Raw genomic sequence first — 13294 nt, forward strand, 5'->3', positions numbered from 1 at the left:
GCAGTCTTGTCGTAGAATTATTCATGCGTATGATAGCTTCACTGGGATGGCGTGATTTACGCCCGATCACATTTTGCGATCTATCGCCAATAACCAGGAAATAATAAGCCATGCGTATTGAAGAAGGTTTGAAGTTAGGCTTTAAAGATGTGTTAATCCGTCCTAAACGTTCAACACTGAAAAGCCGCTCGGAAGTGGAGCTGGAGCGCCAGTTTACTTTCAAACATTCAGGTTGGAATTGGTCCGGTGTACCTATTATCGCCGCTAATATGGACACTGTTGGCACCTTCCGCATGGCCGAAGTCCTGGCATCATTCGATGTTCTAACCGCAGTTCATAAACACTACACTGTTGAACAGTGGGGCGAGTTTGTGAAGCGTGTTCCTGAATCCGTGTTACGGCATGTCATGGTCTCTACCGGGACTTCCTCCGCCGACTTCGACAAAATGAAACAAATTTTAGCGTTATCACCCGCGTTGAAATTTATCTGCATTGATGTGGCTAATGGTTATTCAGAGCATTTTGTCTCTTTCTTGCAAAAAGCTCGAGAAGCTTGCCCTGATAAAGTGATTTGTGCCGGCAATGTTGTGACTGGTGAGATGGTAGAAGAGCTTATCCTCTCGGGCGCAGACATTGTTAAAGTTGGGATTGGGCCAGGTTCGGTTTGCACCACTCGCGTAAAAACAGGCGTCGGCTATCCACAGTTGTCAGCGGTTATCGAGTGTGCTGATGCAGCACATGGCTTGGGTGGACAGATTGTCAGTGATGGCGGTTGCTCAGTACCCGGTGATGTCGCGAAAGCGTTTGGCGGCGGTGCTGATTTTGTTATGTTGGGCGGTATGCTAGCTGGGCATGACGAGTGTGAAGGCCGAGTTGTTGAAGAGAATGGCGAGAAATTTATGCTGTTCTACGGTATGAGCTCTGAATCTGCTATGAAGCGTCATGTCGGCGGTGTTGCTGAGTACCGTGCCGCAGAAGGCAAAACGGTTAAATTGGCATTACGTGGCTCCGTTGATAACACCATTCGCGACATTATGGGTGGTTTGCGTTCTGCTTGTACTTATGTAGGGGCTTCGCATTTAAAAGAACTGACTAAACGCACCACTTTTATTCGTGTAGCTGAACAAGAAAACCGAGTGTTTGGCAGTAACTAATTCCGGGTTATTGAGCACAGCTAACGCATATTCAGCTTGAAGTATGACGGGCATATTTCTTGATATAAAAAGGGGTGTAAACCAACGCCTCTTTTTAATAAAATGACACTAGATAATCTTCTCTAATAGCATCATTTTACCCGATGACATCCCCTAACTGGAATATCGGTAAATACATCGCTATCACTAAAACCCCCACGATACTGCCAATAATTAGCATCAAAAGTGGTTCCAACATCTGAGTAAGATTGTCAGCCAAATCCTGTGTTTGCTGTTGGTGCCAACTGGCGAGTTTCTCTAACAGCACATCAAGTGCGCCAGATTCTTCACCTACACGAACCATTTGTTGGCATAGGGGGGGAAATAGAGAGTGCTGATAGAGGGTCAAATACAATGGAACTCCTTGATTGATTTGTTTTTGAATTCCTCTCAATGCTTGCTTATAACTGTCGTTATTGATGGCACGAAGTGCAGCATCTAATCCGGCCGTCAGTGGTAACCCTGCGTGTTGAGTAATAGCCAGTGTTTGGAAAATTTGGCTAAGACAACTGCCGCGTATCAATGCTGATATTAGCGGAAGGCGTAATAAAAGCTTTTGCTCCCATAGTTGGCAGTAAGTTCGATGTTTCCGTACATATAAATAGCTAATAAAAAATGATGTTAATAATATAGCGAGATATGGCCCATAAGCAGTAAGAAATGCCGATATTAACAGCAAGGTGGCAGTCAGCGCCGGTAATGGTGTGTCGAATGATTGATAGATTTGTGCAAACTCAGGGAGCACCAAAACTAGCATGATGATACTGACAGCTAATGCAATAACGCAGACAAACGCCGGATATTTAAGCGCTTTAATCACTTTCTTTTGTAATGCTTGTTGCTGTTCCTGATGCTGTACCAACTGAGTACAGCATTGTTCAAGATTACCCGTCAACTCCCCCATCGCAATGACGGGGGGATATAATTGAGGGAATGTGTGAGGATAATGCGCCATTGCTTCAGATAATGATTGCCCCTGTGAAACTTCCTGACTTATCTCCTGTAATAAACATTGCCAAGGTAAGGCATCCATTTCTTTCGCCAATAATTGCAAACAACTCACTAATGGTAAGCCCGCTTGCAACAACGTCGCTAATTGGCGAGTTACAGTGATCAGACGCTCTCCTCGCCAATAGCTCATCGATAACCGTTTCCCGCTTTTAATACCTAGTGGCTGTAATCCATGGCGGAACATATGTTCATAAACGATATTTTTTTCTGTTGCCAGTAATACACCTGTTTGCAACTGCCCCGAATTGTTAATTGCTTTCCAGCTAAATAAGCGTTGATAGTTCATGGCGTTGCCTCTGCTTCTGTCAAAAAACCGACAACACGATTAATTTCACTGAGAGTGGTCATGCCGCTTTCGACTAATGCCAAACCTGCCGAAAGTAATGTGATTTGTTTTTGTTCCTGTGCGATTTGGGCTAGCTCTGACGGGCTGACGTTATTGAGCAAAGCTTGTTGGATTGGTGGTGTTACATTTAACATTTCATAAATACCGATTCGGCCATAATAACCGGCGCAACAGTGTTCACAACCCACGGCAATATAGTGTTGCAGTGGGTTCTCCCACACATTTTTTGGAGCTTGGAAAGGGGCGGGTGATGTTTGGCGGCAATGTAGGCATAATTTGCGGACCAATCGCTGGGCGATGACTAATGTTAGGCTGGAGGCAATTAAATGGCGTGCTACGCCCATTTGTGTCAGACGTATCAGTGTTTCAGCCGTGGAATTGGTATGCAGTGTTGAAAGTACCAGATGCCCTGTTAGAGCCGCTTTAACCGCTATTTCTGCCGTTTCGTTATCCCGAATCTCACCTAGCATAATCACGTCGGGATCCTGTCGTAGCATCGCACGCAAGACACTGGAAAAATCTAACCCAATCTTACTGTTAGTTTGCGTTTGATTGATGCCATTAACCTGGATCTCAATAGGATCTTCAACACTACAGATATTTATCTGCGGCTGATTGAGTTGATCCAGGCTGCAGTAGAGGGTGACGGTTTTCCCGCTGCCAGTTGGCCCAGTGACCAAAATCAAACCCTGTGGGGCTGATAGCGCTTGGGTTAACTGTTGGTGGGCCGCGGGGGTTAGCCCCAACTTTTCCAGTGTAGGTTGTTGTTGCATATTGAGGATACGCAGCACGACTTTTTCACCGTATTGCACGGGGAGAGTCGCTATTCTCATCGAGTAGCGGATGCCGTCTAGCATTAGAGCCAATTGACCATCTTGTGCTAACCGTTTTTCAGCAATGTTCAGCTTGGACATAACCTTTAGGCAACTGCTAATACGACTGGATAATTCGACCGCTGGTGGCGGAGATTCATGTAATACACCATCAATTCTTAGGCGAATACGATAGTGATATTGGTAAGGTTCGAAATGGATATCTGATGCACGTTTCTGAATCGCTAGCCTAAGTGTTTGAGTTATAAATTGAACAACAGGTATATCACTTTCATTATCAAGTAATGTGTCATCCGAACCTTGTTGCTCTGGGTTTGGCGATAGTGATTTTTTCCGTTCTCTGTTTTGTTGGGATATGTCGTAATGGGCTTCTGTAGATTTTATTTTTTTACTTAAGCGGCCTTTTACTGATGGGGCCAAGTTTAATGATTGTTCAATCTTGGCTTCTGGCCAGTTTTCCACCTTGATTTTACGGCCACAAGCAAAACGCAACGCAGCTAATAACTCCTCATTTACGGGGCCAGATGACGCGATGGTTAGGCTTTTACCATCGAGTTTTAAGGCTATTGACCTATGGCGGCGGCAAAGCGTGTGTAATTCACTGTTTATTGTCTCAGATGGATACTTCATGAATTCAGTCATGAGTTAGTCCTTATCATTGAAACGAAACACTGCTTTGCAGTTATCAATAATACTGTCATTTGTTGCGGCACATGTTTTTGTCCAGACGATATTTCCACTCTTATTTATTGTTGGCGACATAACCAGAGTCAGATTGACGAGTGTTTGCTGGCCTGTAAATGTAATGATGCCTTTATCAATGGTCGTAGCGCTAATATAGCGGGATGATCCCCCCGTAGGAATGCCATGACTCCCGCCATTACAGCTATCAAGGCTGGCATGTTCCAGAGCACAAAGCTCTATTGCCATTTTGTAAGGAACCATGGTTTGTAACATATCGGTGAGCGCTGCTTTTTGGATATAACGCTGATAGGAAGGAATACCCACTCCACTGAGAACCGCAATAATGGCAATCGCAACCATCAATTCAATTAATGTAAAACCTCGTTGATTAGTCATTTGACACTCTCCATGTGTTTGAGAAAACGTGAGCAGAGTGCACTTTTTAAATGAGGGGCAATAGTGGGTTCAGCTCGATTTGCGAAGCATACTGTCGGATATTTAGGTTATTGCAGTGGAGTCACAGATAATTTCGGCGGTGCTCGCAGAACAGAATGATATTCTGCAATTGGTAGCTACCCGCCGAGAATAGTTTGATAGGATTATTTAAAGCGCATGGACAGGTCCAGGGCAGTAATATGTTTGGTGAGCGCACCGACTGAAATAAAGTCAATGCCTGTTTCAGCATAGCTACGCAAAGTTTCCAATGTTACGTTACCTGAAACCTCCAATTGTGCACTACTCTGGGTTTTGGCCAGTTCATCGCGCATTCTTACAGCATCACGCATCATTGGAATAGTGAAGTTATCTAGCATGATGATGTCGGCACCAGCTTCTAGTGCTTGCTGCAACTCATCAAGGGATTCAACTTCAACTTCTACAGGGACATCGGCATGGATCCAAAATGCTTTGGCTACAGCTTCTTTAATCGAACCGGCAGCAATAATATGATTTTCCTTAATAAGGAAGGCATCAGATAAACCCAGCCGATGATTATTGCCACCACCACAGAGGACGGCATATTTTAAGGCGGTACGCAGCCCAGGAACTGTTTTTCGGGTATCAAGTAATTGAGTATGCAATCCAGAAAGTTCGGCCACATAGTGGCTCACTTCGGTAGCGACACCCGATAAAGTTTGCAGGAAATTAAGTGCAGTACGTTCACCCGTCAACAGAATACGTGCGGGGCCAGTCAAATGGCAAAGAACCTGATCCGCTACCAGTTTATCTCCATCTTTAACTTTCCATGTGATAGATACCTGGGCACCAAGTTGAATAAACACTTCATTCAACCAGCGCTGACCACAAAAAATACCGGCTTCTCGGGTAATGATGGTGGCATCTGCCTGCTTATCCGCTGGCAGTAATTGTGCTGTAAGGTCGCGATCTGCATTGACCTCACCACCAAGGTCTTCACTCAAAGCCTGAGCAACAGTAGACGGGATATCGCGTTGAATTCGTTCCAATAGCTCGGCACGGCGGCTGTCGGCATTATAGCTGCGGGTCGGCATAGAAAACTCCGAAATGGCGGATAGATAGTTGTCCAAACATGCTACTCTGTTGCTGGTAGAAGTGCCATAAAAGAGCGGGTTGAAGTGTCACCATTAGGGGCTTAGGTAAACTATGCAGTTAGAAAATAGCGGACAGTTAGAAAATAACTGGCAGTTAAAGAATGGCTGGATTTCTGGGGTCAAACGGGTTGTGTCCCCACATTTTGATCAGCGGCCAGAAGGCGAAATTCCTTCTTTGTTGGTGATTCATAACATCAGTTTGCCTCCCGGTGAGTTTGGCGGCCCGTATATCGATCAATTATTCACTGGCACACTCAACGCCGATGAACACCCTTATTTTGCCGATATTGTTCATCTTAAAGTATCAGCCCATTGTCTGATTCGCAGGGATGGGGAAGTTATTCAATATGTTCCATTTGATAAACGGGCCTGGCATGCGGGAGTATCAACTTTTGCTGGGCGTGAGCGGTGTAACGATTTCTCTATTGGGATCGAGTTAGAAGGGACGGATGTGTTACCGTTTACGCCCGCACAATATTGCAGTTTGGCTGAAATTAGCGCGCTGCTATTTGCCGCTTATCCGATAACTGCAGAACTGGTTACGGGTCACAGTGATATTGCGCCAGGGCGTAAAACCGACCCAGGTCCCGCTTTTAATTGGGAATTGTATCAACAGAGTTTGGTGAAGTTATCTTTGCCATCGTAATACGAAAGTGATGCAATATTAACCTGAAGTCTATGGTAAGCGCGTATTAGCTTGTCACTTCGTCTGATATTGTCGTTCATGCATGCCGGGAGGCATATGCCCTGTTTCTGGGTGGGTTAAGTGCAAAGGGAGAGTAAGAGCTAATGACACTGTTTACGCTGTTGCTGGTGCTGGCATGGGAGCGCTTGTTTAAACTGGGCGAACATTGGCAGTTAGATCATCGTCTTGAAGTGGTATTTATGCGTTTACGCCACTTTTCATTGGTACAAACAATTTTACTGACCGCTGTGTGGATGCTGTTGGTATGGCTGATTTTACGGTTAGTGCAAAATATCTTGTTTGGCCTCCCTCTTTTACTGGTGTGGATACTTATTTGCCTGCTGTGCATTGGAGCGGGGGGAATACGCAAACATTATCGCGCCTACCTGAAAGCAGCACGTCAGGGTGATGCCCATGCTACCGATAAAATGGCCGAAGAATTAGCGCTCATCCATGGTTTACCGATGAATAGTGGTGAGAAAATCAGGCTGGAATCGCTGCAAAATGCATTGTTATGGATAAACTTCCGTTACTATTTAGCACCGATCTTCTGGTTTGTTGTATGTGTTAATTACGGCCCGGTAGCATTGGCGGGGTACGCAATGTTACGTGGATACCAGACGTGGCTAGCGCGACATAACACTCCGTTACAACGTTCTCAATCGGGTATTGACCGTATCTTGCATTGGTTGGACTGGATACCTGTGCGGTTAGTAGGTGTTGCTTACGCATTATTAGGACACGGTGAAAGAGCTTTACCAGCTTGGTTTGCTTCATTGGGTGACTTCCGTTCTTCGCAATACCAAGTGTTAACTCAGCTCGCGCAATATTCACTGGCGCGAGAACCTCATTTAGATCCAGTACAGACGCCAAGATCCGCCGTATCTTTAGCGCGAAAAGTGACGCTGACGGTGATTGTAGTGGTTGCTTTACTGACTATTTATGGCGCACTGGTATAGCGACTTTATTTATAGATCAGGTAGAGAAGCATAGCTCAGGTAGAGAAGCCCACTTCAGGTAAGAGCGGCCTCAATAACTCAGTCTCAATTCAATAAAATAAACGGGCCAGCACTGATGGCTGGCCCGTTAGCGACAATATTGTCAGCTTTCTAAAGATAATAAGATACTTTCTGCTATTAGGATTTTGCTCTTTGGTTGCGGTTTTTCAGGATATAACCGACAGCCAGTAGCACTAACCAGGCAGGAATCAACAGCACTGAGATCTGGATGCCCGGTGTCAGAGACATGATGACCAGAATGCCAGTCAAGAATAGCAAACACAGGTAGTTGCCGAACGGATACCAGAAAGCTTTGAATTGTGGAGTGACGCCCTGACGGTTTTTAGCAGCACGGAATTTAAGGTGTGCCAAGCTGATCATCGCCCAGTTGATCACCAGCGCTGAAACCACTAATGCCATTAATAATTCAAAAGCACGGCCGGGTATCAGATAGTTAATCAATACACAGAAAGCAGTCGCAAATGCGGAAACGGCGATAGCAAGAACCGGCACCCCGCGACCATCGACTTTCAGCAGTATTTTCGGGCCATTACCTTGCTTGGCTAAACCGAACAACATGCGGCTGTTACAGTAAACACAGCTGTTGTAGACCGATAATGCCGCGGTTAGCACCACAATGTTTAATACGGTGGCCACGACATTACTGTTCAATGCATGGAAGATCAGGACGAAGGGACTACCGCCTTCAACCACTTTGCCCCACGGGTAAAGTGACAGTAAAATTGCCAGCGAACCGATATAGAACAACAAGATACGATAGATAACCTGATTGGTTGCTTTCGGGATGCTTTTGGCTGGGTTTTCTGCTTCTGCCGCAGTGATGCCGACTAATTCAAGCCCACCGAATGAGAACATGATTACCGCCATTGCCATCACTAACCCCATGATGCCATTAGGGAAGAATCCGCCCTGAGCCCATAAGTTAGTAACCGTGGCTTCTGGGCCGCCTTGTCCGCTGAGTAATAACCACCCACCGAATAGAATCATGGCGATGATAGCGACTACTTTAATGATGGCAAACCAGAACTCCATCTCGCCATACACTTTCACGTTAGCCAGATTGATGGCGTTGATGGCGAGGAAGAAGACGGCGGCTGATACCCATGTTGGGATCTCCGGCCACCAATACTGTACATAGATACCCACGGCGGTGAGTTCCGCCATAGCGACTAACACGTACAGAACCCAGTAATTCCAGCCGGAAGCAAAGCCGGCAAAATTACCCCAGTATTTATAGGCAAAGTGACTGAAAGAACCGGCTACTGGCTCCTCGACCACCATTTCCCCTAACTGGCGCATAATCAGAAATGCAATAAAACCGCCGATGGCATACCCCAGTAACACTGAAGGCCCCGCCATTTGAATAGTCTGCGCGATACCCAGAAACAGTCCGGTACCAATAGCGCCACCTAAGGCAATAAGCTGGATGTGGCGGTTTTTAAGCCCCCGCTTTAGCTCCGCACCTTCCTGTTGAACACTCATTATTGCATCCTCTGTCGTTGTCACTTCTAGCTAGCAAACCCGTTGTCCTTACAATAAATCTATTGGGTATAAACGGGCGCCACATGCTATGCGTAAGATTTTGATTACATTATTTGTATTATTTTGTTTACGGTTGCTTTTTATGGAATTTTCTCCATTGGCTACCGTTTAAAAGAGAATAGTGCTAGGCAATAATTATTGCATCTGCTTTTTATTTTATCCGCTGAATTTTTAGGCAAAATGCCAATAAAAATGTTGATGCGTGATCAAGCTGTTGTTTTCAGAAAAAGCAGTAATAGGTGTTTGTTGCACAAAAATTCACCAGTCGACTATTTTTATTGTGGTCAAACCAGTATTTGGCTGGAAGGAGAGAGATAGACAGATTTTTCTTGTTTTGAGTTGAATTTAAATTCACAAAAATAGGATTTAAATTCACTAATAAAATAACTATAACGCTTCAGCTTGCCTAAATACGCGTTTCATAAAAGTTAAAACTCGCTGGCGTCAAGTAATGGTATTACCACCACTAGGTTATCACTTTGCATTGCTATATCAGTGAAGTTGTTAAAATGTGCTGGGTTTCATGATTTTGGTCAAGGTCCGTATGGACAGGTAGTGAATACTTTGTTACTTTATCGTCACGTTTTTGAAATTGGTATTACCAATTGACTCCGCGCTACTCGCAGAGACGATTCACTCAATACGGCACAGCGCAACTTACAACAAATTATGGCCTACAACAAAATACGTCAGCCCAAATTGTCAGATGTTATCGAGCAGCAGCTCGAGTACCTGATCTTGGAAGGGACGCTGCGTCCGGGAGAGAAGTTATTGCCTGAGCGCGAGTTGGCGAAGCAATTTGATGTTTCCCGACCTTCTCTGCGAGAAGCAATCCAGCGGTTAGAGGCTAAGGGGCTGCTGTTGCGCCGTCAGGGCGGTGGTACTTTCGTGCAAACCAATCTGTGGCAAAGCTTTAGCGATCCGCTGGCTGAACTGCTGGCCGACCATCCAGAATCACAATTCGATCTGTTAGAGACCCGTCATGCCCTCGAAGGTGTAGCAGCCTATTATGCTGCACTGCGCGGTACTGACGAAGATCTACAACGCATTCGTGAATGCCATACTGTTATTCAGCAAGCACAAGACCGCGGTGATTTGGATGCCGAGGCCGATGCTGTCATGCAGTATCAAGTTGCTGTCACAGAGGCTGCGCATAATGTGGTTTTACTGCATTTACTGCGCTGCATGGGGCCAATGCTGGAACAAAACGTTAAACAAAACTTTGAATTGCTTTACTCGCGCCGCGAAATGCTGGCAACGGTGAGCAGTCACCGCGCCGGGATTTTTGAGGCGATTGTGGCTCGTGAGCCAGAGAAAGCTCGCGAAGCCTCACACCGTCACTTGGCGTTTATCGAGGAAATTCTGTTGGACCTCAGTCGGGAGCACAGTCGCCGTGAGCGATCTTTGCGTCGGCTCCAGCAGCGCAAGGACTAAGAACTTATCCTGCATTTGGGTCGGTTCTATATGCTTATTTTGAGCACGAAACGCGGCAACTAAACCCAAAATAATTCGAGTTGCAGGTAGGCGGCAAGGGAGTGAATCCCCAAGAGCTTACTTGAGTAAGTGACTGGGGGGCAAGAGTGCAGCCAACACCCCAGCAGCTTGAAGTATGACGGGGAAAAACTGATGGGCCTATCTTCCGGTGTTTTCACCAGGGCACGTGCTTTAGCCTGAGGTTAAAGCACAGGAAGATAGGCTCCAAATAAACCATTAGAAACAGATAAGGAATACCACCATGTCAGAACGTTTAAATAATGACGTGGATCCGATCGAAACCCGCGACTGGCTACAGGCGATCGAATCGGTCATCCGTGAAGAGGGTGTTGAGCGTGCTCAGTATCTGATTGATCAGGTCTTGGGCGAAGCCCGTAAAGGTGGTGTGAGTGTTGCAGCTGGTTCAGCCAGCCGTGATTACATCAACACTATCCCGGTAGAAGACGAACCCGCTTACCCTGGCAACCTGGAGCTGGAGCGTCGTATTCGTTCAGCCATCCGTTGGAATGCCGTGATGACCGTGTTGCGTGCGTCGAAGAAAGATCTGGATTTGGGCGGCCATATGGCATCCTTCCAATCTTCCGCTACTTTCTACGAGGTTTGCTTCAACCACTTCTTCCGTGCTCGTAACCAAAAAGACGGCGGCGATCTGGTTTACTTCCAGGGCCACATCTCTCCGGGCGTTTACGCGCGTGCTTTCCTTGAAGGCCGCCTGACGCAAGAACAGATGGATAACTTCCGTCAGGAAGTTGACGGTAAAGGTTTGTCTTCTTACCCGCACCCGAAACTGATGCCTGAGTTCTGGCAGTTCCCGACGGTCTCTATGGGCCTTGGCCCAATCAGTGCAATCTATCAGGCTAAGTTCCTGAAATACCTGTCTCACCGTGGTCTGAAAGACACTTCAGCACAGACCGTGTACGCCTTCTTGGGCGACGGCGAGATGGATGAGCCAGAATCTAAAGGTGCGATCACCATCGCGACCCGTGAAAAACTGGATAACTTGGTCTTCGTTATCAACTGTAACTTGCAGCGCCTCGATGGCCCGGTTACAGGTAACGGCAAAATCATTAATGAACTGGAAGGCATCTTCAGCGGTGCTGGCTGGCAGGTTCTGAAAGTTATTTGGGGTAGTCGTTGGGATGAACTGCTGCGTAAAGATACCAGCGGTAAACTGATCCAACTGATGAACGAGACTCTGGATGGCGACTACCAGACTTTCAAATCCAAAGACGGCGCTTATGTGCGCGAACACTTCTTTGGTCGTTTCCCAGAAACTGCTGCATTAGTGAAAGACATGAGCGACGACGAGATCTGGTCTCTGAATCGTGGCGGTCATGATCCGAAGAAAGTCTTTGCTGCACTGAAAAAAGCACAAGAAACTACCGGTAAACCAACTGTTATCCTGGCCCACACCATCAAAGGTTACGGCATGGGCGAAACAGCTGAGGGTAAAAACATCGCCCACCAGGTGAAGAAAATGAACATGGAAGGGGTTCACCACTTCCGCGATCGTTTCAATGTGCCGGTTGCTGATGCTGATATCGAAAAACTGCCATACATCACTTTCGAGAAAGATTCCGAAGAGTCTAAGTATCTGCACGAACGCCGCCAGGCGCTGGAAGGCTACGTGCCAACTCGCTTGCCTAAGTTCACTGAAAAGCTGGAAATGCCAGCGTTGTCAGATTTCAGCTCTTTGCTGGAAGAGCAGAACAAAGAAATCTCTACCACTATCGCTTTCGTGCGTGTGCTGAACGTGATGCTGAAGAACAAGTCTATCAAAGACAGAATTGTTCCAATCATCGCCGACGAAGCCCGTACCTTCGGTATGGAAGGTTTGTTCCGTCAGATTGGTATTTACAGCCCGAATGGTCAGCAGTATACCCCGCAAGACCGTGAACAGGTTGCTTACTACAAAGAAGACGAAAAAGGCCAGATCCTGCAAGAAGGGATCAACGAGTTGGGTGCCGCTTCTTCTTGGCTGGCTGCTGCGACTTCTTACAGCACCAACGATCTGCCAATGATCCCGTTCTACATCTACTACTCCATGTTCGGTTTCCAACGTATCGGCGATCTGTGCTGGGCTGCGGGTGACCAACAGGCACGTGGCTTCTTGATCGGCGGTACTTCAGGTCGAACCACACTGAACGGCGAAGGTCTGCAACATGAAGATGGTCATAGCCATATTCAGTCACTGACTATCCCGAACTGTATCTCTTACGATCCAGCTTATGCATACGAAGTAGCCGTCATCATGCATGATGGTCTGCAACGTATGTATGGCGACGCGCAGGAAAACGTTTATTACTACCTGACCACGCTGAACGAAAACTATCACATGCCAGCAATGCCGCAGGGCGCAGAAGAAGGTATCCGTAAAGGTATCTACAAACTGGAAACTGTTGCAGGTAGCAAAGGCAAAGTGCAGTTGATGAGCTCAGGGGCAATTCTGCGTCACGTTCGCGAAGCAGCTCAGATTTTGGCTAACGACTACGGCGTAGGTTCTGATGTGTACAGTGTAACTTCATTCACTGAACTGGCGCGCGATGGCCAGGATTGTGAGCGCTGGAACATGTTGCACCCAACAGAAACTCCACGTGTACCTTATGTTGCTCAGGTTATGAATGACGCGCCAGCGGTTGCTTCTACTGACTACATGAAGTTGTTTGCTGAACAGATTCGTAACTTCATTCCTGCCAGCGAGTTCCGCGTTCTGGGTACAGATGGTTTCGGCCGCTCTGACAGCCGTGAGAACCTGCGTCACCACTTCGAAGTTGATGCTTCTTACGTGGTGGTTGCAGCTCTGGGTGAATTGGCTAAACGCGGTGATATCGACACCAGCGTAGTTGCAGAAGCAATTACTAAGTTTGGTATCGACGCCGATAAAGTTAACCCGCGTCTGGCATAAGAGGTAAAGAACAA

At 46.7% G+C, this 13294-nt stretch carries 10 protein-coding genes; 5 read left to right on the forward strand and 5 right to left on the reverse strand.

The annotated features are described in order from the left end of the window. The first annotated feature begins 110 nt into the window (after window positions 1–110). Complete coding sequence (locus DXZ79_RS03900; protein ID WP_038636263.1) at window positions 111–1154, forward strand: GMP reductase; 1044 nt, start codon at window positions 111–113, stop codon at window positions 1152–1154. Between the two features lie 136 nt (window positions 1155–1290). On the opposite strand, the gene hofC is transcribed toward DXZ79_RS03900, so the two are convergent. The 4 genes from hofC to nadC form a co-directional block, all read right to left on the reverse strand. Then, complete coding sequence (hofC, locus tag DXZ79_RS03905) at window positions 1291–2490, reverse strand: protein transport protein HofC (protein WP_038636261.1); 1200 nt, start codon at window positions 2488–2490, stop codon at window positions 1291–1293. After that, the gene (gene gspE, locus DXZ79_RS03910; RefSeq protein WP_050291604.1) at window positions 2487–4025 is read right to left on the reverse strand and encodes a type II secretion system protein GspE; all 1539 of its coding nucleotides are present in this window, start codon (window positions 4023–4025) and stop codon (window positions 2487–2489) included. The genes hofC and gspE overlap by 4 nt, the downstream gene beginning before the upstream one ends. Window positions 4026–4028: 3 nt before the next feature. Further along, complete coding sequence (gene ppdD, locus DXZ79_RS03915) at window positions 4029–4463, reverse strand: prepilin peptidase-dependent pilin (protein WP_038636257.1); 435 nt, start codon at window positions 4461–4463, stop codon at window positions 4029–4031. Window positions 4464–4666: 203 nt separating this feature from the next. Continuing rightward, on the reverse strand, window positions 4667–5575 hold the full coding sequence (gene nadC / locus DXZ79_RS03920; RefSeq protein ID WP_038636255.1) for a carboxylating nicotinate-nucleotide diphosphorylase: 909 nt from the start codon (window positions 5573–5575) through the stop codon (window positions 4667–4669). A 112-nt stretch (window positions 5576–5687) separates the two neighbouring features. On the opposite strand from nadC, the gene ampD reads away from it, so the two are divergent. Beyond that, window positions 5688–6281: a 1,6-anhydro-N-acetylmuramyl-L-alanine amidase AmpD gene (gene ampD / locus DXZ79_RS03925; RefSeq protein WP_038636253.1), complete on the forward strand. Its 594-nt coding sequence runs from the start codon at window positions 5688–5690 to the stop codon at window positions 6279–6281. 143 nt (window positions 6282–6424) lie between these two features. Continuing rightward, entirely contained in the window at window positions 6425–7279 is an 855-nt protein-coding gene (gene ampE, locus DXZ79_RS03930; protein ID WP_038636251.1) for a beta-lactamase regulator AmpE, read from the forward strand. Window positions 7280–7456: 177 nt separating this feature from the next. On the opposite strand, the gene DXZ79_RS03935 is transcribed toward ampE, so the two are convergent. Further along, window positions 7457–8821 (reverse strand): amino acid permease, encoded by a 1365-nt coding sequence (locus tag DXZ79_RS03935; protein ID WP_038636249.1) that lies wholly within the window; start codon window positions 8819–8821, stop codon window positions 7457–7459. A 729-nt stretch (window positions 8822–9550) separates the two neighbouring features. On the opposite strand from DXZ79_RS03935, the gene pdhR reads away from it, so the two are divergent. Together pdhR and aceE are read left to right on the forward strand one after the other, a co-directional pair. Continuing rightward, on the forward strand, window positions 9551–10315 hold the full coding sequence (gene pdhR, locus DXZ79_RS03945; RefSeq protein ID WP_038636247.1) for a pyruvate dehydrogenase complex transcriptional repressor PdhR: 765 nt from the start codon (window positions 9551–9553) through the stop codon (window positions 10313–10315). A 301-nt stretch (window positions 10316–10616) separates the two neighbouring features. After that, window positions 10617–13280, forward strand: coding sequence for a pyruvate dehydrogenase (acetyl-transferring), homodimeric type (gene aceE, locus DXZ79_RS03950; protein WP_038636245.1), 2664 nt, complete (start codon window positions 10617–10619; stop codon window positions 13278–13280). Window positions 13281–13294: the final 14 nt, after the last annotated feature.

The organism is Yersinia rochesterensis (assembly GCF_003600645.1).
GTDB lineage: Bacteria > Pseudomonadota > Gammaproteobacteria > Enterobacterales > Enterobacteriaceae > Yersinia > Yersinia rochesterensis.

What these genes read in the sequence shown, in the direction of transcription:
- gspE (WP_050291604.1), bottom strand. Translation starts at nt 4,025, where the DNA reads ATGACTGAATTCATGAAGTATCCATCTGAGACAATAAACAGTGAATTA.
- ampE (WP_038636251.1), top strand. Translation starts at nt 6,425, where the DNA reads ATGACACTGTTTACGCTGTTGCTGGTGCTGGCATGGGAGCGCTTGTTT.
- aceE (WP_038636245.1), top strand. Translation starts at nt 10,617, where the DNA reads ATGTCAGAACGTTTAAATAATGACGTGGATCCGATCGAAACCCGCGAC.
- ppdD (WP_038636257.1), bottom strand. Translation starts at nt 4,463, where the DNA reads ATGACTAATCAACGAGGTTTTACATTAATTGAATTGATGGTTGCGATT.
- DXZ79_RS03900 (WP_038636263.1), top strand. Translation starts at nt 111, where the DNA reads ATGCGTATTGAAGAAGGTTTGAAGTTAGGCTTTAAAGATGTGTTAATC.
- nadC (WP_038636255.1), bottom strand. Translation starts at nt 5,575, where the DNA reads ATGCCGACCCGCAGCTATAATGCCGACAGCCGCCGTGCCGAGCTATTG.
- pdhR (WP_038636247.1), top strand. Translation starts at nt 9,551, where the DNA reads ATGGCCTACAACAAAATACGTCAGCCCAAATTGTCAGATGTTATCGAG.
- DXZ79_RS03935 (WP_038636249.1), bottom strand. Translation starts at nt 8,821, where the DNA reads ATGAGTGTTCAACAGGAAGGTGCGGAGCTAAAGCGGGGGCTTAAAAAC.
- hofC (WP_038636261.1), bottom strand. Translation starts at nt 2,490, where the DNA reads ATGAACTATCAACGCTTATTTAGCTGGAAAGCAATTAACAATTCGGGG.
- ampD (WP_038636253.1), top strand. Translation starts at nt 5,688, where the DNA reads ATGCAGTTAGAAAATAGCGGACAGTTAGAAAATAACTGGCAGTTAAAG.